The sequence below is a fragment of the Aeromonas sp. FDAARGOS 1416 genome (assembly GCF_019048085.1).
Taxonomy (GTDB): Bacteria; Pseudomonadota; Gammaproteobacteria; order Enterobacterales; family Aeromonadaceae; genus Aeromonas; species Aeromonas veronii.
Genome location: NZ_CP077301.1, coordinates 3,200,148 through 3,222,500 on the forward strand (window position 1 = coordinate 3,200,148; position 22,353 = coordinate 3,222,500).

Genomic DNA, 22,353 nt, shown 5'->3' on the forward strand with positions numbered 1-22,353 from the left:
GCCTGTTCAGGCAGTCTGATCTGTGGAGCCGAAAATATGAGTACCTATGTCATCGTCGAAGAGCTGGGCGACTGGCCTTGCCATGCCGATTATCTGCTGACCGCCCGCACCTATCTGCAACATGGCGTGCCGACCACCGGCGGCCGACCCCGCATCATCAACCTCTGCCGCAATCTGGAGCACCTTAGCGCAGGCTACTACTGCTCGCTGCTGGCCCAGGCACGCGGCCACCACTGTCTGCCGGGTCTGCAGGCCATCAGCCGACTGCAACCCCAGCAGCCACCGGCCAAACTGTGGCGCAAGGCACAAGGGTGGCTGGCCCAGCAGAACGAGGATCGGATCCGGGTACGTGCCATCTTCGGCCAGTGTGAACAGAGCGAGCTGGCGGGGCTGGCCCGCTACTACTATGGCCTGAGCCAGTTGCCGCTGCAGGAGCTGACCCTCAAGCGCGGTCGCCACGGCTGGTCGGTACGCCAGCAGCAGAGCCTGTCGCCGCTGGCGCTGAGCCCAAGCGAGAAAGAGTTGATGCTGCACCACGCTCAGGCACTGGTGGGCACCGGTGACGAGGAGCAGGCGGCGCCGCTCTATCAGCTCGCCATTCTGGTCGACCCCAACGACGGCCGTGCCAGCAGTGATGGGCTGGCGCTGGAGCGTTTTATCCGGGCTGCCGCCGCCCAGGGCATCCGGGCCGAGATCCTGCCACCGTCAGCCATCGAACGGCTGCCGGAGTTCGACACCCTCTGGCTGCGTGCCGAAACCGCGGTCGGCCACTACACCTTCGAATTTGCCCATCGCGCCGAACAGCTCAAGATGCCGGTGATCGACAGCTCCCGCGCTATCCTCGCCTGCAGCAACAAGCTCTACCTCTACGAGCTGATGGTGCGCAGCGGCGTGCCCATGCCGCCCACCATGGTGGTCACCCGCCGCGGCCGCCACCATGTGGACGAACTGGTGCAACGGCTCGGCCTGCCGCTGATGGTGAAGGTGCCCGACGGCGCGCAGGGGCGCGATCTCGCCATGGCCAGCGACGAGCAGCAGCTGGCCCGCCTGCTGGACGAGGGGCTGGGTAGATCCGCCCTGCTGCTGGTGCAGAGCCGGATCCCCGCCGAGTTCGACTGGCGCATCGGCTTTCTCGACGGTTCGCCGCTGTTCGCCTGCCGCCGCTACCGGCCCGAACCCGGCAACCGCATTCGCCGCCGCAAGCACCCCCTCGACATGAGCCGCATCGAGGCGCTGCCGCTTAACGAGGTGCCGGAGCGGGTACTGCAAACCGCCCGCCGCGCCGTTCATCAGCTCGGCAACGGCCTGTTCGGGGTCGACCTGCGCCAGCAGGGTCGCGACTGCGTGCTGCTGGAAATCATCGACAATCCCTGGATACGTGGCGATATTGAGGACAGAGAGGCACAGGACCTCTACGAGCGCCTCGCCCGCGCCTTCCGCCAGCGGCTGGAGAACCGGGGGCAGAGCACCGCATAACCCCGCCATGACTTTGTCGCCCACAATGACAGAGAGGGCCCCGCGATGGGGCCCTCTCTCATATCAAAGCGTGCTGTGGCTGACTTATTGCAGACGCAGGAAACGCCCGCTCAAGGGCGGTATCTCCACCGTCACGCTGCTGCCGCCGATGGCCAGACTCTCGCCGCTTTGCAGATCCACCAGCGCGCTACCGCTGCGCAGCTTGCCCGCCGGCAGGTTGTAGCTGAGCGCCGTGGTGGAAAGGTTGAGCAGGTAGACTATCTGTTCCCCCGCCGTCTGCTTGATGTCACCATAGAGACTGCCCTCGGCCACCAGTTTGACTCGCTCTCCCTGATAGAGAGCGGGGTGGGCGGCACGCATCGCCAGTAGCTGGGCCAGCCACTCTTTCAGCTCGGCTTGTTCGCTACTTGGCACAAAGCCGGTGACAGCGGGCACCTTGCCATCGCTGCGGGCCACATGGTCGTCGCACAAGCCCTGCGCTGCGCAGTCACCACCAGCCTTGGCGGCAAAGCCCGGTACCTCGTCGCCAAACTCCTCGCCATAGTAGAAGGTGATGGGGCCGGAGCGGGCCGCCATAAAGCTGAAGGCTGCCTTGTGGCGCTGCCAGTACTCGGTCGACGTGAAATTGCCACGCTCCAGCAGATCACCAAAACGCACCAGATCATGGTTGCCCAGCATCAGGTTCGGCATGGCGTGATTCGGGTAGTTCTCCACCTTGTTCCAGCTGGCGTCAAGCACGCTGGCCCCCTGCCCGCCCTTGCCGGACTCCTCCACCGCCAGCGCCTGCACGATGCCGTAGCGCAACGGGAAGTCAAAGGCCGAGGAGAGTGCCGGATTGTCGCTGCTGCCGTAAGCCTGGGCGCGAATGTCGTCAGCCCCCTTCCACACCTCACCCACCATGTAACCAAGGGTGCCCCACTGCTGACCGGCGGCCTTGCGCGCTGCGCTGGCCTGCTCCACCTCACTGCGAATGGCGCGCCAATCATCCAGCCCAAGCTGATAGGCCTGATCGAGGCGCCAGCCGTCGATACCGTACTGCTCGACCCAGTAGCGGGCTACCTCCTTGAAGTAGGCGAGGCTCTCCGGCTTGCTGTAATCCACCAGCTGGCCGGGATAACCCGCACCGCCGCTGGTGAGGGCTGGCAGACGCCCCTCTGGCGAGGGCTTGCTCACCCCCACCTTGTTGACGTGGCCAAACACCCCGTCGAGGAATACATAGAGGCCGCGCTGGTGCGCCCCGTCCACCAGCTGCTTGAGCTTGGCATTGCTGCCAAAGTTGGGATCCACGGTGAAAAAGTCGCAGGCGAAGTAGCCGGTGGCATCGAGCTTGTTATCGCCGCCTTGCCCCGCGCAGGAGTCGAACACCGGGGTGAGCCAGATAGCGTTGACGTTGAGACTCTTGATGTGGTCGAGACTATCGATGATCCCCTGCAGATCGCCGTTGTGCTGGGAGGGGCCATAGCCGACGCCGTAGTTGGCGCTGCCGTCACCATCGGCAAACGACTCCACCATTACCTGATAGATGCGCAGGTTGCAGGCGAGTTGATCGTCGCCATAGCAGGCACGACTGGCCGTGGAGACCGGAGGGTGAGTGACCGGCGGATTGACGACGGGGGGAGAACTCTCCCCACCTGAACTACCGCTGCCGCCGCAAGCCGCAAGTAACAGGGCGGCCCCGAGCAGGCCGCCATAGCGTAACGTTCCCTGTTTCATTGTTATGTTCCCGCTGTGAGAGCAGGCGTCTGATACGCCTGTTTTTCACCATGATAGCGATGCTCACACAGCGGTGTCTGTGACTGAAAACGTTATCTGACTCAACTGGTTAGAGCACCCCTGCCGAGGCAAAACGGTAGTTGAGCGAGAGCCAGTAGGAGCGACCCGGCTCGGGGATGCGGCCGCTCTGCTCATAGCCCAACCCCGCCTGACTGGCGTGCACCGACTTGGAGAGGTGCTCGTAGTAGAAGGTGTCGAACAGGTTGTCCACCCCGGCCGAAAGCTGCCACCCTTTGGCAAACTGCCAGGCGCCGCTCAGGTTCATGGTGAAGAAGCCAGGGGTCTCGCCCTGATCCTGACCGGCGACCGTGCCGGAGCCCACATCCACCCGATCCTGCGCCGCCACGGCGCGCCCCAGCAGGGTGAAACTCAGCGCTTCGTCCGGCTGCCAGCCCAGCGCCAGCTTGCCATCGAGCGGTGGCATCTGGGCCAGCGGTTTGTTGTCGCTGCGGTTTTCGCCGTAGACCACCGCCAGACCACCATCGAGACGCCACTGCTCGGCAAACTGCCAGCGCCCTTCCAACTCGCCACCCCGGGTCTGGGCATCGATATTGCGCACCTTGTTCGACTTGCTGTTGTAGAGCAGGTAGTCCTTGATGTCGGCGCTAAAGAGGGAGAGGGTCAGGTCCAGCTCGCGACTGCGCAAAGCCAACCCCGCATCCCACTGGCGACTGCGCTCCGGGTTGAGGGTGAACGGGGTACTGTCCTTGCTGCGCTCCCAGTAGTCCGGCGCCCGCTCTGCCTGCCCCCAGGCCAGATAGCTGGACCAACGGGGCGACCACTGATATTCGTAGCGGCCAAACCCGCTGTTAAGACTCAGGGTATCACTGTAGAGGGTCTGTTCACCGGCGCCATAGCGGGTGGTCTCGACCCTATCCTGACGGTAACCGCCCTTGTAGCTGTGAGCCCCCTGCTGACGACCCAGTTCGGCGAAGCCGCCCTGCTGCTCGAAACGCAGGGTGCGCTGGCGATCCTTGGTGGCATAGTCGACCCCACTCCGACTGCGGTGCTGATCCCGGTTGCTGTCGAGCCCGGCGGTCAGCAACCAGTCGGCTGGCAGAGCGATGTCGTTGGCCCAGCGCCCGCCGGTATTGCGGCGATCCGGGTTGGAGAGCATCTTCATGCCGCTGTTTTGCCGCAGGCTGAAGTTGTCCATGATGTGGTCTATGTAGTTGTCCCACAGGGTCAGCTCGCTGCGCTGCCAGTGAGTGGTGATCTGCTCCTGCTTCAGCTTCAGCCCGAAGGATTCGCGATCAAACATGGGGCCATCCATGGTGCGATCCGCATAGGCGGCGCGGGCGTTGCTGCGCTCGGCGGTGAGTTCCAGCCAGGTGTGCTCCCCCGGCGTCCAGCCCAACTGGACAGTGCCGTTCTCGCGGCGATAGAAAGATCGCACCTTGTTACCGTGACCATCGCGGTAATCGTCGCTGTCGGAGTGGGTGAACTGACCGCGCAGATAACCGTCGGTCGAGCCCGCCGTCATATCGACCATCTGGTCATCGCGGCCGAAGCTGCCAAAGAGGGCCGAGGCATCGGCCTTGAGACCCGGTGCGGTGAACTCGGGCCTGTCCCGCTCGAACAGCACGGTTCCCGCCAGGGTGGCACCCTGCTCCAGGGATTGCGGCCCCTTCAGCACCCGGATCCGGTCAAAGGATTGGGGAAACACATAGGCCGTGGGCGGGTCCATTCGGCCACCACACCCACCGGCCAGCATGCCGCCATCCATCTGCACGTTGAGGCGGGACATCCCCATCCCCCGCAGTACAGGGTCGCCACCGAGCCCCCCTTTGCGCACCATGCTCATGCCGGTGACATTCTTCAGATAACCGGCGCCATCGGCAGCGGGCATGGGGGAACCGGGCTTCTTGGGATCCAGCGTCACTTCAAGTGTGCTGGCGGGGCGGGTTGCCACCACCACCATGGGATCCAGCTGTTGCACCGATTCCTGACCGGCAGCGCCGTGACAGGCGAGCCCGCCCACCAGCAGGGCAAGAGGTGTGCGCATATGACAAGCCATACATTTTCCTTATGTATTTGTTTATTTTGTTATTTTCATTCAACCGACCAAACCTTTCAGCAAGGGAAAGGTTTGCCATCAGGCCGCAAAAAAGGCCTGCGGCGCGAAAGCGGCAAGCCTCTGTCAGGTGAAGCGAAGGCAAGTTGGCAAAATGTTGCGCAGGTTTTACCCAAGTTGGCTCAGAAAGGCAAACGGGCAAACATTCCAGTAACAGGAATCTGGCGTTGGCTCACAAAAAATGGGGATTAGCTGAAGGCTTCCCGCTCATCGATGGGAGAGATAAGGTGATAGACCTCATGAGCGGATAGCGTGCAGCCAACAGGCCACTCCAGCTGGTGGTGACGGTTGATGAAGACCCGGGCGCAGTGACGCTCGCTCTCCAGCTTTGCAAATAGCGGCTGGGTTCGCCAGGGGGTCAGATCCAGCACCCCCGTGGTGCCATCCGATAACACCAAAAACAGGCGCCATCCCCGCACATACTCGACATCGATAAAGACCGGCATCCCTTCGGCTCCGATTGAGATAATTCGCGGCAATTATAAACACCAGCTCCCCATCCATACACGCGGTGGCTCACATTTTACCCAGCAGATTATGCTGTGCTCATTAGTGGCGCGACATCACATTTTTAGATGATAAATGTGTTAATGCCGACTTTTAACAAACTTGAATGCAACCTTAACCAATTCGATCTGTCATAACCTCACAACAACTAAAAAAACGTCTGTGGACAGACGTTTAGAGTCTCATTCAGGAACAAACATGACAAATCTAAAACAGCGACTCGGCCCGTTCTGGCCCTTCGCCGTCTTCTGCGCGCTCGCGCTTTTCTCTCTCTCTTTCAGCCGAATCGCCCTCGGTCTCTGGCAACTGGAACGGGTGGATGCCGTGGCCGGCTGGCAGGAGATGCTGCTGCAAGGGATCCGGGTCGACTTTGCGACCCTCTGCTGGGTCTGGGGTGTCCCCGCCATGCTCACTCTGCTGCTGGCAGGCCCCCATGCCATCGGCCGGGGCTGGCTGCAACTGATGCGCGTCTGGCTGACCGTCGGACTCTGGCTGATGCTGTTCCTCGAGATCTCCACCCCCTCGTTTGTCACCGAGTATGGCGTGCGCCCCAACCGTCTCTATGTGGAGTACCTCATCTATCCGAAAGAGGTGTTCGCCATGCTGTGGGCGGGGCGCAAAGCCGAGCTGCTGCTGGCTGTACTCTTCAGTGGCGCCGCGCTGGCCGGCGGTTGGTGGCTGAGCGGCCGTCTGGTACGTGGCCTCAGCTTCCCCCGCTGGTATCTGCGTCCGGCCTTCGCCCTGCTCATTCTGGCCATAGGTTTTCTCGGTGCCCGCTCCAGTCTCGGCCACCGCGCCCTGAACCCGGCCATGGTCGCCTTTGCCGAGGATCCGCTGGTCAACTCGCTCACCGTCAACTCCGCCTACTCCCTCTTCTTTGCCATCAAACAGATGGGCGCCGAGGAGGATGCCGGCCAGTTTTACGGCGAGATGACCCCTCAGAAGGTGCTCGAGGTCATGCGCAAGGAGAGTGGCCGTCCGGCCAGTGATTTCAACTCTGATCTGCTGCCCAGCCAGACCTTCAACCAGGCGAGCTTCCGGGGTAAACCGAAGAATCTGGTGATCCTGTTGCAGGAGAGCCTAGGCGCCCAGTTTGTCGGCTCCCTCGGCGGTCTGCCGCTCACCCCCAACATCGATGCTCTGTCGCAGCAGGGCTGGGCCTTCGAGCAGCTCTACGCCACCGGCACCCGCTCGGTGCGTGGTATCGAGGCAGTACTGACCGGCTTCACGCCAACCCCGGCACAGTCGGTGGTCAAACTCGGCAAGAGCCAGACCAACTTCTTCACCATCGCGGATCTGCTCAAACAACGGGGTTACGACACCAGCTTTATTTATGGCGGCGAGAGTCACTTCGACAACATGCGCAGTTTCTTCCTCGGCAACGGCTTCACCACCATCGTCGAACAGAAGGATTTCGACAATCCGGTGTTCAAGGGCTCCTGGGGCGCCTCCGACGAGGATCTGATGGCCAAGGCCGACGAGACCTTCAAGGCGCTGCACAAGGAGGGCAAACCCTTCTTCAGTCTGGTGTTCAGCTCCAGCAACCACGATCCGTTCGAATTCCCGGACAACCGCATCGAACTCTTCGAGCAGCCCAAGCAGACCCGCAACAACGCGGCCAAGTATGCGGATTACGCCATCGGCGAGTTCTTCAAGAAGGCGAAACAGTCCGAATACTGGAAAGACACCTTGTTCCTGGTCATCGCCGATCACGACAGCCGGGTCAGTGGCGCCAGTCTGGTGCCCATCCCCCGCTTCCATATTCCGGGGGTTATCGTGGGCGACGGTATTGCACCGAGAAAGGATCCGCGCATCGTCAGCCAGATCGATATGGCGCCGACTCTGCTCTCCCTGATGGGGATCAGTGCCGACTACCCCATGCTCGGCAAGGATCTGACCCGCATGCCCGCCGACTGGCCGGGGCGCGCCATCATGCAGTACGACAAGAACTTCGCCCTGATGCGCGGCAAGGATGTGGTGATCCTGCAACCGGAGCGCGCGGCAGAGGGCTATGTCTACGATGATGCCAGCGAGAAGCTGACCCTGGCGGCGCAGCCGGACGCCTTGAAGGAGGATGCCCTCGGTCTGGCCCTGTGGGGCAGCATGGCCTATCAGAAGAGCCTCTATCAGACGGCCAAGGATGAACGCACCGCCGCCAATTGAGCCGCCCGAGCTGATTCAGTCGATAGCAGAATGGAAAAAACCGCCAGCTGGCGGTTTTTTCTATCTATTCATACTGTCAGCCCGCAGGCCGTTATGGCTGGGGAAAGCAGGGCAGGGAGCGGCTGAACTTGTGCTCGAATACCAGCGAGGTTTCGAGGTGCACCACCTCTTCGCGGGAGGTGAAGTGATCGAAGACAAAGTTGCGCAGGTGCTCGGTATCGGAAACACAGAGGTGCACCAGAAAATCATCCTTGCCGCCCATGTGGAACAGGCTGATCACTTCGGGCAGCGCCAGAATGGCATCGCGGAAGGCATCGATGATCTGGCGGCTGTGACGGGCCAGTTGCAGGGAGACCATGGCCTGAATGTGGCCACCCAGGGCCTGATAATCCACTTCGCAGTGTGCGCCCTTGAGCACGCCATCCTGCTGCAACTTGCGCACCCGCTCCAGACAGGTGGAGGGGGCAACGCCCACCAGCGCGGCCAGATCCTTGTTGGTCATGCCCGCATCCCGAAACAGATGGGCCAGGATATCTAAATCCAGTTGATCCAGGTTTCTCATCTTAACTCCTTGAACCGCTCAATTTTTTAGACTCTGCCCGTAAACCGGGGCAAACACAACGGCCATTGACATCCCCCCTGCCCCGCCTATCCTTGGCGCCATTCACCGGCCGCAGCCCTGCGGCCACCACGCGAGGATCCGCCATGCACCCGTATCACCCCTTCTGGAGCCTTGAGGTTCCCCGTGTCGACGGTCAGCTGCTGCTGACCCCCTGCCCCGGCACCCAGCAGGTGCCGCTGACCCTGGCGCTCGATCAACTGCGGTTGGCCGGTGCCCACGGGGTGGTGACCCTGATGACAAGCGCCGAGTTGATCCGACTCGAACTGGCGCAGCTCGGCCAGCAGGTCGAGCACGAAGGGATGCGCTGGTTCCATCTGCCCATCGAGGATGATCTGGCCCCCGACACCGACTTCGAGGCGGCCTGGCAACAGGCGCTGCCACAGCTGCGCGAGCTGCTGGGGGATGGCAAACATCTGGTCATCCACTGCAAAGGGGGCAGCGGTCGTACCGGTCTGGTCGCCGCCGCGCTGCTGATGACCCTCGGCCAGCCACAGCAAGAGGCGATGGCCGCCATCAAGGCCCACAGACCCAAGGCGTTTACCCTGGCCTGCCACCGCCAATGGCTCGACCAGCTGGCCGAGCGGCTGGCGCAGGGCGACTGACTACTTGCCTCCCTGATCGTAGGTAAAGACCTTGCCGATATCTTCCACCCGATAGCTGGTGAGCTGATAGACGTAGTAGTTGAGCCAGTTGGCAAACAGCAGATGACCATGGCTGCGCCAGCTGGCGCGCGGGGTCTTGCCCGGATCGTTATTCGGGTAGTAGTTGACCGGAATGGCCGGGTCGAGCCCCGCCGCCAGATCCCGCTGATACTCCCCGTCCAGCGTCAGGGCATCGTACTCCGGGTGCCCGGTGACAAACACCTGACGACAATCCTTGGTCGCCGCCAGATAGACCCCCGCCTCTTCTGACTCGGCAAAAATCTGCAAGTCGGTATAGGCACGGATCAGATCGCCATCAAACGCCGCGTAACGGGAGTGGGGGGCGACGAACTCGTCATCGAAACCGCGCAGCAACGGCTCGTGCTCATCGAGGCGATGGTGGCGGTAAACCCCGGAGAGCTTCTCGCCGTGGGTCTGCTTCTCCATGCCATACAAGGCTTTCAGCGCCGCCTGCACCGCCCAGCAGAGGAACAGGGTGGAGGTAACATGCTGATGGGACCACTCGATGATCTCGACGATGCGCGGCCAGTAGACCACCTCCTCGAACTCCACCAGCCCGAGCGGCGCCCCGGTAATGATCATGCCGTCGTAGTTATTGCCACGCACCTGCTCAAAGTCGTGATAGAAGTTCTCCAGATGGGCCTGCGGCGTGTTCTTTGATTCCCTGTCATCGATGCGCAGCAGATCCACATCCACCTGCAGCGGCGAGTTGGAGAGCATCCGCATCAGCTGGATCTCGGTCTCAATCTTCTTTGGCATCAGGTTGAGGATGAGCACCCGCAGAGGACGGATGTTCTGGGTGACGGCCCGGGATTCCGTCATCACGAAGATGTTCTCCTGCCCCAGCACTTCGGCGGCGGGTAACTGATCCGGGATCTTGATCGGCATGCTTACTCCCTGTACTGCATCAGTAAATATGTCTGGACATCCAGAAGCCTATAATAAAGCTCCTGCCCTGTCATCAGATACCTTTTGTATTCACCCCTGCCTTTGACTAGCATACGGCTCAGTGTGTCTCCTGCTTCCAAGATAATGACCGGTATCAAGATTTCCGTAGATCGACTGCAAGTCGGCAACTATGTATCCCTGCCACTGGGGTGGCGCGAACACCCGTTCCTGTTTTCCAGCTTCAAGATCAAAAGTGAAGAAGAGATCGAGCTGATCCGCCGTCTCGGCCTGAAACTGGTCACCATCATTCCCGACAAGAGCGACGTTCCGCCCAAGCCCCTCAATCAGGTACAGCCTCAGCAACAAGAGAGCGCAGACGCCGCCCAGCGCCAGGCCCAGATGCAGCAGGAGAAAGATCGCCGCATCGAGCAGTTGCAACTCTATCGCCGCAACCTGCAGCAGTGCGAGAAGCAGTTCCAGCAGTCGCTGGCACAGGTGCGCAGCGTGATGAGCAAGATCCAGTCCCGCCCCCTCAATGCCATCGGCGAGGCGCAGGAGCTGGTCAACGCCATGACCGAGCAACTGCTCTCGGTGGACGAGATGGTGCTCCATCTGGTCTCCGACAGCGAGGATGGCAACAACCTCTACTTCCACTCCCTCAACGTCAGCGTGCTCAGCATGCTGTTGGCCAAGGAGTGTTGCATGACGGCCGACGAGATCCGTCAGGTTGGCATGGGGGCGCTGTTCCACGACATCGGTAAATTGAAGATCCCGAGCCAGATCCTGCGCAAGACCGAGCCGCTGACCAAGCCGGAGCAGAACCTGATGGCCCAGCACCCGCGCTACGGGCTTGATCTGCTCAATCTGGCCAAGGATTTCCCGGCCGAAGCTAAGGGGATCGTGCTCCATCACCATGAATATCTCGATGGCAGCGGGCCGGAAGGGCTCAAGGGTGGCCAGCTCGATCCGCTGACCCAGGTGGTGTCGCTGATCAACGAGTACGATAACCTCTGCCACATGCAGGCCAAGGTGCCCTACTCGGCTCTGAGCGGCCTCTATAAGCAGCGCAAGGCGCAGTTCAATCCGGAGTACCTCAGCATGCTGATCCGGTTGATGGGGATCTATCCCCCCGGCAGCGTGGTGCAACTCTCCAACGGTCAGGTGGGGCTGGTGATGTCGGTCAACGCTTCCCGCCTGCTCTACCCCTCGGTGCTGGTCTACGATCCGCGCATTCCCCGTCAGGAAGCCGCCATCATCGACCTGCAGCAAGCCGAACTGTCGATCGCCAAGGTGATCCACCCCAAACGGCTGCCACCCGCCGTGTTCGAGTACCTCAATCCGCGTACCCGGATCAGCTACTACTTCGAGCACAACAAAGCCTGATTGTGTTGGCCCAAGGCCAACCGTTGCCACCCGTTTAATCCAAGGAGCCTGCCATGCGTATCGAGATCATCAGTACCGGAGACGAGATAGTGACGGGTCTGGTGGTGGATACCAACGCGGCCTGGCTCAGCGCTCTGCTGCTGGAGCAGGGCTGGCAGGTGCGCCGTCGCCTGACGGTCGGGGACAACCTCGCTGACCTGAAAACGGTGCTGCAAGAGAGTGCCAGCCGCGCCGAGGTGGTGTTGGTGTGTGGCGGGCTCGGCCCCACTGCCGACGATCTCACCGCCCAAGCTGCCGCCGAGGCTTTCGGCCAGCCGCTCACCCTGTTTCCGGACTGGCTCGCCACCATCGAAGCGCGTTACGCCAGCCGCGGCCGTACTATGCCAACCAGCAATGCCAAGCAGGCCTTGCTGCCGCAGAATTGCGAGATCCTCGACAACCCGGTCGGCACCGCCTGCGGCTTTGTGGTGCGAAGTGGCAAGAGCCAGCTCTTCTTGACCCCGGGCGTGCCGTTCGAATTCAAGCAGATGGTGCGCGAGCAAATTCTGCCGCGCCTCAAACAGCTGGCCGGGGCGCAGATCGACACCGAGCTGCGTCGCTTTTACACCTTCGGCATCTCGGAATCTGCCCTCAGCGATATGCTGGATGCCGAACCCTGGCAAGCTGGCATCGAGCTGGGTTACCGCTCCTCCATGCCCCTTATCGAGCTGAAGCTGATCGGCCACGGCGCCAGTGCCGCTGACATGGAGAGTGCAGAGCGCCGACTGCTGGATACGATCCGCCCCTGGCTGGTTGGCTGCGGAGATACGGAACCGGCGCAGCAGATCCTTGCGCTGCTGCAAGGCAAACCGCTGACTCTGCTGGAGGGAGAGAGTGGCGGCGCCCTGCTGGCGCTTTGTCACGGCCATCCCCGGCTGGAAGCACGCTTCAGCGCGCAACTGGCCGATGAGCTGGCACAACTGCCGACCACCGATGCAGGCCTGCAACTGACCATTGGGCGAGAGGGTGCAGAGGGGGTGCCACTGCTGCTCAGCGCCGATGGCATGCACATCGGTCAGACGGTCAAGGTCAGCCACCCCGACCCGGAGAGCCGCCGCAAGATCCTCGCCTTTGCCGCCCTCGATATGCTGCGCCGCCATATGCTGGGTGAGCCGGTGCTCGGCGATTACCTCACCCTGGCCAGAACAGCCCAACGCAGCTGATAACCCCCCCTGCCAGCGACCTTATGTCGCTGGCGCTGCGATCCGCCTTTTCACTCCGTTTCCAAACAGCGCCCACATTTATCTGGCCGCCATCACCGATTTGACTTCAATTCATTGACCATTCAGAGGAAATATCTGAATACTGCCCACTCTCAGGGTTGGCGACTCGCTTTATTAATCATTGAGAGATTAAATGACAGTAGAGGAGCGAGCCGATCGTTCCGTTCTCATCCAGCAAGGAGATGCGGTGTTAAGCAAAGAGTGGTTGCTGCTATCAAGCGATATGGAACTGGTCTGCCTGCGGATTGCCGCCGGTCTCACCAAACCTGTCACGGAACAGGATGTGCAGGCTCTGCTGCTCGCTTCCAACTGTCGCCGCTATCAGCCGCTGCCCGAGGGGATCAAACAGGCCATCAGCCTGCTCAATACCCTGCTCACCAACCCTGCCGCCCCCGTCCCAGCCAACCCCATCCCCATCGGCAAGCGTCAGGATGCCCGACTCGCCGTAATAGTGGAGAAGGATCGCATGAGCGCCATCGCCCAGATCACTGCCGACTGGGGTGGCAAGTATGTGACGCTGGAACAGCTGAAAGAGGCGATCGCCATCAGCGAAATCAAAAAGGGGGTGAGTGAGCAACTGCTCACCGCTGCCATCCAGTCGGCCAAGGAGGCCGCCCCCGGCAGTCAGCTCAAGCTGGTGATTGCCAACGGCCAGCCTGCCGTCAATGGTCAGGACACTCGCTATGAGCGGCTGGTGGAGACCCCGGCCGAACGGATCCTCAAACCGCAGGAGTTGGGGCATGGCAAGGTCGACCTGCGGGATCTCGGCTCCATCGTCACCGTCAAGGCCGGCGCTCCGCTGATGCGCCGTCATCCGGCCACCGTCGGGGTACCCGGTTTTACCGTGACCGGTCAGGACCTGCCCGCCAAGGATGGCAAAGACAGTCCGATGAGTGCTGGTGAGGGCACCTTCATCTCCCCCGACGATCCCGACCTGCTGATTGCCGGTCGGGCGGGCCTGCCCTGTCAGGAGAAAGCAGGCATGAAGGTGGACGAGGTGCTCAGCGTCAAACAAGTGGATGCCCGCCACGGCCACATTGATTTTGAAGGGGGCTTAATCGTCAGCGGCGACGTCAACCCGGGCATGAAGATCAAGGTCAGCGGTGACATCGTCATCGGCGGCTTTATCGAAGGGGGCTGGATCGAAGCCGGGGGCAGCATCACGGTACGCCACGGCATCATTGGCCGCCGCAACGAGCAGGGAGAGTACCTTTGCCAACTCAATGCGCAGGGGGAGATCCACGCCAGCTACGCGCAGTATGCCCAGCTGGAAGCGGGGGGGGATATCCAGATCCAGAGCCAGCTCAACCACTGCTACTCCCGCAGCGGACAAGATATCAAGGTAGGCGATAGCAACATGCGCAAAGGCACTCTGCTGGGGGGGACCAGCATTGCCAATCGCCTGATCATGGCCCCCAGCCTGGGGGCCGAGGCCGCCAACCATACCCGGCTGCAGATCCTTGGCGGCTACTTCACCCACAAGGAGCAGGAACACCAGCTCAAGCTGCGCCAGCAGGCGTGTCAGGCCCAGCTGGAGAAAATCAAGGAGCTGGTCATGAAGTTGCTGCAACTGCCCGGCGACAAGCGCAATCCGGATACCCTGCGCAAGCTCAAACCGATCCGGGACCATCAGCTGGCCGAACTGGCCCAGCTCGATGAGCAGCTCACCGCCAACCAGGAGGAGCTGCGAAACTTGATGGCTCAGATGGAGGTCATTGCCACCCAGCACCTCTACTCCGGCATCGAGGTCGAGATGGCCAGCTTCAAACGCAAGGTTACCATCACCCGAGGCCCTACCCGTCTGACCATCCATGATGAAACCCTCGAGATGACCCCTTACGAGGGGCACAAATAGATCAACCGGCACGGCCCCATCGCTGAACCGGCCGTGATCCCGCCGTAGATTTTCGCTACACTCGCCACTTCCTTGGCCCCACCGGGCGGGCCACCCAGACTCAGGTAGTGAGAGATGTACAAGCTGATCGCATTGGATATGGATGGCACCCTGCTCAACCCGCAGGGCCAGATTACTCCCCGCACCCACGCCGCCATCAGCGCCGCGCGCGCCAAAGGGGTAACCGTTGTGCTGGCCTCCGGCCGCCCGCTGGAAGGGATGAGCCGCTATCTGGAAGAGCTCGGCCTCACCACAGAGCATGACTACGTCATCTGCTACAACGGTGCTCTGGTGCAACAGGTGGCCGATCAGCGCATCATCCGCAGCCAGCTGCTGACCGGCAGTGACGCCAGCGCCGTCGCCAAACTGGCTGACGAGCTGGAGGTGAACGTTCACGGTTTCTCGGTCACCCAGGGCCTCATCAGTCCCCGTGTCAGCACCTACACCGAGCACGAATCCCGCCTGATCGGCATGCCGATCAATCTGATCGACTTCGCCACCCTGCCTGCCGACGAGCAGATCATGAAGGTGATGATGATCGACGAGCCGCCCCAGCTCTCCCGCGCCATCGAGCGACTGCCTGCAGAGCTCTATGAGCGCTATACCGTGGTACAGAGTGCCCCCTTCTTCCTCGAGTTCATGAACAAGCAGAGCAACAAGGGTACCGGCGTGGCCGCACTGGCCGAGCACCTTGGCCTGACCGCCGATCAGGTGATCTGCGTCGGGGATGCGGGCAACGATCGCCACATGATCGAATACGCAGGCCTCGGGGTTGCGATGGGCAATGCCACCGACGAGATCAAGGCTCTCGCCCAGCACACCACTGCCCGCAACGATGAAGATGGCGTGGCTCAGGTGATCGAGCAGTTCGTACTGAACGCCTGATCGCAATCGAGCACCGCTGCGCCCGATAAGGAAATAAAAACGGGGAGGCTGTCAGCCTCCCCGTTTTTTCTGGTCAGTTATCTGCCTGATGAGCGGTAATTCGCTCGCATCACTGGTTCGCCAGACACTGGGTATGGGAGCCCGGTTGCAGGTAGGGCATCAACAGGGGAGCCATCCCCTTGAGCACCTGTACCGGCAGCGCCGAGGTGAAGCGGAACTTGTCCGACTGGCTACCCGGTACATAGGCGGTCAGAGTACCGAAGTGATCCTCACCCAGATAGAAAACGAAGGTCGCGGTGCGGTTGCGCGCCAGCGAGCTGGTCACGTTGCCATAACGACCCACCGTTTCAATCCGGTTATCCCCGGTTCCGGTCTTGCCCCCCATTTGCAACACAGTGCCATCCGGCAGGGTAAAAGCACCGGCGATACGTCTTGCCGTACCCCCTTCAACCACCTTGGAGAGCGCACTGCGCAAGGCGGCCGCCACCTCTGCCGGCATCACCCGGGTACCCTCGGTGTGCTGCGGCTCAAACTCGGTCTCGAAGGGCGTCCCTTTGGCGAACGAGAGGTGTTCGATACGCAAGGTTGGCGAGCGGATACCGCCATTCTGGATAATCCCCATCAGCTCGGCCAGTGCAGCCGGACGATCGCCGGAGCTACCCAACGCGGTCGCCAGCGAAGGCACCAGATGATCAAACGGATAACCCAGCTTGGCCCAGCGCTGATGGATATCGAGGAAGGCTTCAACCTCCAGCATGGTGCGGATCCGGCTGTCACGGGCACTGCGATGACGGGTCTTGAACAGCCAGCTGTAGACCTCTTGCCGCTCGTCACGACTGGCCGCCACCGCGTCGGCAAAGGTGGCCTTGTCGAACTCCTTGAGATAGGCCAGCAGCCACAGCTCCAGCGGGTGAACCCGGGCAATGTAGCCCTGATCCGGCAGTGAATACTTGCCCGGACCATAGCTGACGTAGAGCTGATTGACCCGTTTCGCACTCAGCTTCTCCCGCGGCAACCGCTCCGCCAGGAAGGCAGCAAATGCGGCTTCGCTGGCTTCCGGCATCAGGTAGCGGTGAACCGCCGCCAGACGTACCGCACTCGGCTTGAGACCGTCGAGGAAGGTATCGAGCTGCTCCTCGGGGGTCTTGCCGCGATATTTGCGCCAGAAGCGCAGCAGATAGGTCTGGCCCTCTTTGTCGGCAAATTTGGCCAGATACTCCTGACGACGGGGATCCTTGTCATCCTTCAGCAACTGGGCACGGTTGCCCTCCTTGTAGAGGCTGTAGCGCACGATATCGCGCATCAGCCGTACAAAGGGCAAGTTAATCGACTCACGCAGAGAGTCACGCAACGTCGGAATACGATTGTTATCCTCGCGGCGGAAGTTGTTGAAGGTGTGCATGCCGCCACCGGTGAAGAACCCTTCGTTGGGGCTGGCGGAGTATTTGCGATCCAGCGCCGCTTCCAGCATCACAGGCAGGCTCTTGTCCTGAGCCGTCATCAGATAGGAGATGGCCCAGCGGCTGAGGTTGTCCTGAGAGACAGCAGCCAGCTTGCGCAGATTCTCGACCGGCATCCCGGCATAGTTGTCGTGCAGCTCGGCCACGATCTCCAGATAGGTAGTCAGCACCCGCAACTTGGCGGTTGAGCCCAACTCCAGCTTGGAGCCTTCGTTGATATCGAACGGCTGATCGGTGTTGTCGGTCTGTACCCGCACCTTGAACCCTTCCGGCGATTTCTCGAACAGGGTGAAGCTGTAGCGCACATCGCCGGTCTTCTCTGGCGAGAGCAGGCGCTCACCGAACAGCCCTACCTGGGCGGCAAACGTCGGATCGGCCAGCTGTTGCAGATAACGGGAGATTTCGTTCTGCAGCGGCATGTTGAGGCTGGTATCGGCGGTCAGATCCATCCGGTCGAGGTCATAGAGCTGCACCCCGAGCTGACGGCTCAGGCGAGTACGGGCAACCTGCAACCCCTTGTTGTTGTTCACCCGGGTGATAGCCGGGGACTGCAGGAAGTCACGGAACGTAATCTTGGCCTTGAGCGCCGCCTCCATCAGAGGTGGCGTGATCATCCCCTCCTGCACAAACAGGCGCAGGTAGCTGTCGGTCAGGGTAGCCAATGCCTCTCGCCCTTGAGCCAGATAGTAAGAGGGACGGCGGTGCGCAATCATCAGCGAGACAACCTGACGCAGGGCAAGTCCCTGTTCGGCCAGCGGCGCATTCTGGTTGCGGGCGGGGTCCAGCAGACGGTTCACGTCATCAACATTGGCACCAAACCAGACCCAGAGACCATCCCCCAAACCATGCACCTCACCATATCCCGGTGCAGCCGAGAGCGGTACCGAGTTGAGGTAGGCCCAGGCGACCAGCTTGCGCGCTTCGAGGGTTTCCGGCCCGAGACGATAGGCACGCACGCTGGCAGAGGCCATCTGACGGATCTTCTCGGTCGGCGACAGGGTCAGGCCATCCGGCGAGTGGCGATACTTCTCCACCTGGGTCGCCAGGGTACTGCCACCGGCAGATTGATCCTGCATATCGAGCGCCTTGCCCACCTGAGAGAGCGCGGCCTTGGCAAAACGGGGCCAGTCGACCGCCGGGTTGGCCAACGGCTCTTCGTTGCTCAGCAAGTCGCGGTTCTCGATAAACAGCAGCGACTGGATGACGAGCGGCGGAATGGAGTCAAAATCCGGATAGTGATGGGTCGGATACTTGAATTGATAGAAGGGCTCGGCGCGGCAATCGTGCAACGTCAGGCCAGCCTGCACCTTCTCGGTATAGGGCACGAAGAAGCCTCGACTGGCGTAGTCATAGAGCGCGTCGGAGAAATGCACCTGCTTGCTGACTTCATAGCCCCGCTGCAGCAGGCGCTCCTGCATCATCGGCAGTTGCACATAGCCGAGCCGCTTGTCGAACGGGCCATCCTCAGGGAAAGCGATCTGCTTGCTCTGGCCTGGCTCGACCTGATAGGTGAGCTTGGCGGCATAGCGGGAGATCTCCTGAGATTGCAGCTTCGAGGTTTTCATCTCATAGCCAACCAGAGCGATCACCGCCCCCAGGCACAATAAAAAGAGAAAACAGAACAGCCAACGCCACCAGGGACGACGCTTGCGCTTTGGGTTCCCGTCCGAGGTCTGGACAGATGAATCTTGAGATGCCACTTGTGTCAAATCCGTCTGTTCTGATGCGCCCATATCAGCCCCACCATGGTTGCGCAATTTATTGTGTTTCACTCAAGCTTAGTCTTTTCAAGTCAATGGCTTGAAACTATTGACCGCTTTGTGGTGATGGTAACAGGGCAATTCTAAAAAGGGGAGCCGATTGTTGCAGGAGTGGCAGAGATCCGAGCTGATAACAAAACACCGGCCAGTGGCCGGTGTCTCTTAAGCGAAAGCGCAACGCTTATTTGTGAGAGCTCATGCCCTTCAGTTTGGTGCTCAGCTCTTTACGCTCTTTGGAGAGCTCGGCGTTCTTGATGATGTGGTCATCCACGCGCTCTTCATAGTCGGCACGCATGTTGGCGATGATCGCCTGCACATCATCAATGCTCATACCCGGCTTGATATAGTCGCTCAGGTTGTCGAGCAGCAGCACGCGCTTCTGGTTGTCACGGATCTTCTTCTCGTTATCCGCAATTTCACGCTTGAGTTTGTTCTGGCGACGGGACATACGCACATATTCCAGTACATCGCTGAAGGTGGACTTGTTTACTTGTTCCATATCGATACCACTGACTTAAGGTTGATAAAAACTGGCCAAGTTACACCTGGAACCCAACATACTCGGCGCGGGGCAGGCAAACTCAAGATGCCCTTACTCTACCGAGTTATAAGCGAGATACAACCCTAATCGCGCGCCATGAACAGAGTTTGGCCAAAAGTAAACCAGTTAAAATGGCCAGTAATCCATCAGATAAGAGCTTGATATAGATAGAAAATGGAGAAAATGCCAGGATTTTAGCTTTCTTCCTGCAGATAAATGCTAACACTGGCGGTTTAACGCACTAAAAATACAAAAGCCCGGTTATGAACCCGGGCTTTTGTATTCGTTCTGGTATGCAAACCTGTGGGTCTTATGGACAAAAACGCTCATAGCAAAAAGGCCTTCCCAATCGGGAAGGCCTTCAAATTAGTGGCGGAGCGGACGGGACTCGAACCCGCGACCCCCGGCGTGACAGGCCGGTATTCTAACCGACTGAACTACCGCTCCGCATTCGGTTAGCTTGCGCTAAATCTTTTGCCGCTTCTTTATGAGGTGTCATCCTCGCAGCCGGCTATGTGTTTTCACATCACCGTTTAATTGGGTGCCTGGCAGTGTCCTACTCTCGCATGGCGAATGCCACACTACCATCGGCGCTACCGCGTTTCACTTCTGAGTTCGGCATGGGATCAGGTGGTTCCACGGCGCTATGGCCGCCAGGCAAATTCTTCAATCTTGGAAAGCTGACGTGAATAACGATGTTGCTCGTGGCTTGTCGTTATCACTGAATTAGTAGTTCGCTCGTTTGCTACAAGCCTTAGAACACTTCTTGGGTGTTGTATGGTTAAGCCTCACGGGTAATTAGTATGGGTTAGCTCAATGCATCGCTGCACTTACACACCCCACCTATCAACGTTGTGGTCTCCAACGGCCCTTTAGGACCCTCAAGGGGTCAGGGATGACTCATCTCAGGGCTCGCTTCCCGCTTAGATGCTTTCAGCGGTTATCGATTCCGAACTTAGCTACCGGGCAGTGCCACTGGCGTGACAACCCGAACACCAGAGGTTCGTTCACTCCGGTCCTCTCGTACTAGGAGCAACTCCCTTCAATCATCCAACGCCCACGGCAGATAGGGACCGAACTGTCTCACGACGTTCTGAACCCAGCTCGCGTACCACTTTAAATGGCGAACAGCCATACCCTTGGGACCGACTTCAGCCCCAGGATGTGATGAGCCGACATCGAGGTGCCAAACACCGCCGTCGATATGAACTCTTGGGCGGTATCAGCCTGTTATCCCCGGAGTACCTTTTATCCGTTGAGCGATGGCCCTTCCATTCAGAACCACCGGATCACTATGACCTACTTTCGTACCTGCTCGACCTGTCCGTCTCGCAGTTAAGCTGGCTTATGCCATTGCACTAACCTCCTGATGTCCGACCAGGATTAGCCAACCTTCGTGCTCCTCCGTTACTCTTTGGGAGGAGACCGCCCCAGTCAAACTACCCACCAGGCACTGTCCGCGAGCCCGATTCAGGGCCCTGCGTTAGAACATCAAACATACAAGGGTGGTATTTCAAGGACGGCTCCAGCGCAACTGGCGTCACGCCTTCAAAGCCTCCCACCTATCCTACACATGTAGGTTCAATGTTCAGTGCCAAGCTGTAGTAAAGGTTCACGGGGTCTTTCCGTCTAGCCGCGGGTACACCGCATCTTCACGGCGAATTCGATTTCACTGAGTCTCGGGTGGAGACAGCATGGCCATGGTTACACCATTCGTGCAGGTCGGAACTTACCCGACAAGGAATTTCGCTACCTTAGGACCGTTATAGTTACGGCCGCCGTTTACCGGGGCTTCGATCAAGAGCTTCGCTTGCGCTAACCCCATCAATTAACCTTCCGGCACCGGGCAGGTGTCACACCCTATACGTCCACTTTCGTGTTTGCAGAGTGCTGTGTTTTTGATAAACAGTCCCAGCCATCTGGTCACTGCGACTCCCAACTGCTCCATCCGCAAGGGACTTCACTGTCAAGAGCGAACCTTCTCCCGAAGTTACGGTTCTATTTTGCCTAGTTCCTTCACCCGAGTTCTCTCAAGCGCCTTGGTATTCTCTACCCGACCACCTGTGTCGGTTTGGGGTACGATGACTTGTAATCTGAAGCTTAGAGGCTTTTCCTGGAAGCAGGGCATCAATGGCTTCCACACCGTAGTGTGTTCGTCTCGTGTCTCAGTGTTGTGTCTCCGGATTTGCCTAGAAACACCACCTACGCACTTTCACCAGGACAACCGTCGCCTGGCCCACCTAGCCTTCTCCGTCCCCCCATCGCAATTACAAGTCGTGCAGGAATATTAACCTGCTTCCCATCGATTACGCCTTTCGGCCTCACCTTAGGGGTCGACTCACCCTGCCCCGATTAACGTTGGACAGGAACCCTTGGTCTTCCGGCGAGGAGGCTTTTCACCCCCTTTATCGTTACTTACGTCAGCATTCGCACTTCTGATATCTCCAGCATACCTCTCGATACACCTTCGCAGACTTACAGAACGCTCCCCTACCACTTGCACTAAGTGCAAATCCGCGGCTTCGGTGCCTGGTTTGAGCCCCGTTACATCTTCCGCGCAGGCCGACTCGACTAGTGAGCTATTACGCTTTCTTTAAATGATGGCTGCTTCTAAGCCAACATCCTAGCTGTCTGAGCCTTCCCACATCGTTTCCCACTTAACCAGAACTTTGGGACCTTAGCCGGCGGTCTGGGTTGTTTCCCTCTTCACGACGGACGTTAGCACCCGCCGTGTGTCTCCCGGATAGTACTTACTGGTATTCGGAGTTTGCATGGGGTTGGTAAGTCGGGATGACCCCCTAGCCCAAACAGTGCTCTACCCCCAGTAGTATTCGTCCGAGGCGCTACCTAAATAGCTTTCGGGGAGAACCAGCTATCTCCGAGTTTGATTGGCCTTTCACCCCCAGCCACAGGTCATCCCCTAACTTTGCAACGTTAGTGGGTTCGGTCCTCCAGTTGATGTTACTCAACCTTCAACCTGCCCATGGCTAGATCACCCGGTTT

Annotated in this window: 15 protein-coding genes, 1 tRNA gene and 2 rRNA genes (1 of these 18 cut by a window edge); 8 read left to right on the plus strand and 10 right to left on the minus strand. The window is 59.9% G+C overall.

Features of this window, described 5'->3' with window-relative positions; all coding sequences use genetic code 11:
• The first annotated feature begins 36 nt into the window (after positions 1 to 36).
• Positions 37 to 1,476 carry a RimK family protein gene (locus I6L46_RS14365; RefSeq protein WP_216976084.1) on the plus strand — a complete coding sequence of 480 codons (1,440 nt, stop codon included), beginning with the start codon at positions 37 to 39 and terminating at the stop codon, positions 1,474 to 1,476.
• Positions 1,477 to 1,560: 84 nt separating this feature from the next.
• Here I6L46_RS14365 and I6L46_RS14370 read toward each other — a convergent pair whose 3' ends face one another.
• Positions 1,561 to 3,189, minus strand: coding sequence for an alpha-amylase family protein (locus I6L46_RS14370; RefSeq protein ID WP_216976086.1), 1,629 nt, complete (start codon positions 3,187 to 3,189; stop codon positions 1,561 to 1,563).
• 109 nt (positions 3,190 to 3,298) lie between these two features.
• Positions 3,299 to 5,266: a TonB-dependent copper receptor gene (locus I6L46_RS14375; protein WP_216976088.1), complete on the minus strand. Its 1,968-nt coding sequence runs from the start codon at positions 5,264 to 5,266 to the stop codon at positions 3,299 to 3,301.
• Between I6L46_RS14375 and I6L46_RS14380 the strand changes: the two genes are divergently transcribed.
• Positions 5,255 to 5,515, plus strand: coding sequence for a hypothetical protein (locus I6L46_RS14380; protein WP_141108901.1), 261 nt, complete (start codon positions 5,255 to 5,257; stop codon positions 5,513 to 5,515). The two genes, I6L46_RS14375 and I6L46_RS14380, sit on opposite strands and share 12 nt — an antisense overlap.
• Here the strand turns inward: I6L46_RS14380 and I6L46_RS14385 are convergent.
• A complete protein-coding gene (locus I6L46_RS14385; protein WP_005335997.1) occupies positions 5,512 to 5,769 on the minus strand; it encodes a DUF2442 domain-containing protein in 258 nt (85 codons plus the stop codon). The two genes, I6L46_RS14380 and I6L46_RS14385, sit on opposite strands and share 4 nt — an antisense overlap.
• Before the next feature lie 259 nt (positions 5,770 to 6,028).
• On the opposite strand from I6L46_RS14385, the gene I6L46_RS14390 reads away from it, so the two are divergent.
• Complete coding sequence (locus I6L46_RS14390; protein WP_216976090.1) at positions 6,029 to 7,993, plus strand: LTA synthase family protein; 1,965 nt, start codon at positions 6,029 to 6,031, stop codon at positions 7,991 to 7,993.
• Between the two features lie 91 nt (positions 7,994 to 8,084).
• Here the strand turns inward: I6L46_RS14390 and I6L46_RS14395 are convergent, their stop codons facing one another.
• Positions 8,085 to 8,555, minus strand: coding sequence for an Lrp/AsnC family transcriptional regulator (locus I6L46_RS14395; RefSeq protein WP_005336001.1), 471 nt, complete (start codon positions 8,553 to 8,555; stop codon positions 8,085 to 8,087).
• Between the two features lie 143 nt (positions 8,556 to 8,698).
• Here I6L46_RS14395 and I6L46_RS14400 point away from each other — a divergent pair, with 143 nt between their 5' ends.
• Positions 8,699 to 9,217, plus strand: coding sequence for a cyclin-dependent kinase inhibitor 3 family protein (locus I6L46_RS14400; protein ID WP_040067125.1), 519 nt, complete (start codon positions 8,699 to 8,701; stop codon positions 9,215 to 9,217).
• On the opposite strand, the gene metA is transcribed toward I6L46_RS14400, so the two are convergent.
• Positions 9,218 to 10,165 carry a homoserine O-succinyltransferase gene (gene metA / locus I6L46_RS14405; RefSeq protein ID WP_216976092.1) on the minus strand — a complete coding sequence of 316 codons (948 nt, stop codon included), beginning with the start codon at positions 10,163 to 10,165 and terminating at the stop codon, positions 9,218 to 9,220.
• A 144-nt stretch (positions 10,166 to 10,309) separates the two neighbouring features.
• Here metA and I6L46_RS14410 point away from each other — a divergent pair, with 144 nt between their 5' ends.
• The 4 genes from I6L46_RS14410 to yidA all read left to right on the plus strand — a co-directional run bounded on the left by I6L46_RS14410 (position 10,310) and on the right by yidA (position 15,589).
• Entirely contained in the window at positions 10,310 to 11,548 is a 1,239-nt protein-coding gene (locus I6L46_RS14410) for a DUF3391 domain-containing protein (RefSeq protein WP_216976094.1), read from the plus strand.
• Positions 11,549 to 11,601: 53 nt separating this feature from the next.
• A complete protein-coding gene (locus I6L46_RS14415) occupies positions 11,602 to 12,750 on the plus strand; it encodes a CinA family nicotinamide mononucleotide deamidase-related protein (RefSeq protein WP_216976095.1) in 1,149 nt (382 codons plus the stop codon).
• A 247-nt stretch (positions 12,751 to 12,997) separates the two neighbouring features.
• The gene (locus I6L46_RS14420) at positions 12,998 to 14,665 is read left to right on the plus strand and encodes a DUF342 domain-containing protein (RefSeq protein WP_216976097.1); all 1,668 of its coding nucleotides are present in this window, start codon (positions 12,998 to 13,000) and stop codon (positions 14,663 to 14,665) included.
• A 114-nt stretch (positions 14,666 to 14,779) separates the two neighbouring features.
• Positions 14,780 to 15,589, plus strand: a complete 810-nt coding sequence (gene yidA, locus I6L46_RS14425) for a sugar-phosphatase (RefSeq protein WP_005363212.1) — start codon at positions 14,780 to 14,782, stop codon at positions 15,587 to 15,589.
• Positions 15,590 to 15,698: 109 nt separating this feature from the next.
• On the opposite strand, the gene I6L46_RS14430 is transcribed toward yidA, so the two are convergent.
• From I6L46_RS14430 to I6L46_RS14450, 5 genes are all read right to left on the minus strand, one after another.
• On the minus strand, positions 15,699 to 18,782 hold the full coding sequence (locus I6L46_RS14430) for a transglycosylase domain-containing protein (protein WP_216976099.1): 3,084 nt from the start codon (positions 18,780 to 18,782) through the stop codon (positions 15,699 to 15,701).
• 208 nt (positions 18,783 to 18,990) lie between these two features.
• Positions 18,991 to 19,308: a PTS system regulator TmaR gene (gene tmaR, locus I6L46_RS14435; RefSeq protein ID WP_005336024.1), complete on the minus strand. Its 318-nt coding sequence runs from the start codon at positions 19,306 to 19,308 to the stop codon at positions 18,991 to 18,993.
• A gap of 412 nt (positions 19,309 to 19,720) precedes the next feature.
• A tRNA-Asp gene (locus I6L46_RS14440) sits at positions 19,721 to 19,797 on the minus strand.
• A gap of 96 nt (positions 19,798 to 19,893) precedes the next feature.
• Positions 19,894 to 20,008 (minus strand): 5S ribosomal RNA (gene rrf / locus I6L46_RS14445).
• A 119-nt stretch (positions 20,009 to 20,127) separates the two neighbouring features.
• A 23S ribosomal RNA gene (locus tag I6L46_RS14450) occupies positions 20,128 to 22,353 on the minus strand (it continues 664 nt past the right edge of the window).

Coding starts and splice junctions, on each gene's coding strand:
- I6L46_RS14365 (WP_216976084.1), top strand. CDS start 37: ATGAGTACCTATGTCATCGTCGAAGAGCTGGGCGACTGGCCTTGCCAT.
- I6L46_RS14370 (WP_216976086.1), bottom strand. CDS start 3,189: ATGAAACAGGGAACGTTACGCTATGGCGGCCTGCTCGGGGCCGCCCTG.
- I6L46_RS14380 (WP_141108901.1), top strand. CDS start 5,255: ATGACAAGCCATACATTTTCCTTATGTATTTGTTTATTTTGTTATTTT.
- I6L46_RS14375 (WP_216976088.1), bottom strand. CDS start 5,266: ATGGCTTGTCATATGCGCACACCTCTTGCCCTGCTGGTGGGCGGGCTC.
- I6L46_RS14385 (WP_005335997.1), bottom strand. CDS start 5,769: ATGCCGGTCTTTATCGATGTCGAGTATGTGCGGGGATGGCGCCTGTTT.
- I6L46_RS14390 (WP_216976090.1), top strand. CDS start 6,029: ATGACAAATCTAAAACAGCGACTCGGCCCGTTCTGGCCCTTCGCCGTC.
- I6L46_RS14395 (WP_005336001.1), bottom strand. CDS start 8,555: ATGAGAAACCTGGATCAACTGGATTTAGATATCCTGGCCCATCTGTTT.
- I6L46_RS14400 (WP_040067125.1), top strand. CDS start 8,699: ATGCACCCGTATCACCCCTTCTGGAGCCTTGAGGTTCCCCGTGTCGAC.
- metA (WP_216976092.1), bottom strand. CDS start 10,165: ATGCCGATCAAGATCCCGGATCAGTTACCCGCCGCCGAAGTGCTGGGG.
- I6L46_RS14410 (WP_216976094.1), top strand. CDS start 10,310: ATGACCGGTATCAAGATTTCCGTAGATCGACTGCAAGTCGGCAACTAT.
- I6L46_RS14415 (WP_216976095.1), top strand. CDS start 11,602: ATGCGTATCGAGATCATCAGTACCGGAGACGAGATAGTGACGGGTCTG.
- yidA (WP_005363212.1), top strand. CDS start 14,780: ATGTACAAGCTGATCGCATTGGATATGGATGGCACCCTGCTCAACCCG.
- I6L46_RS14430 (WP_216976099.1), bottom strand. CDS start 18,782: ATGGGCGCATCAGAACAGACGGATTTGACACAAGTGGCATCTCAAGAT.
- tmaR (WP_005336024.1), bottom strand. CDS start 19,308: ATGGAACAAGTAAACAAGTCCACCTTCAGCGATGTACTGGAATATGTG.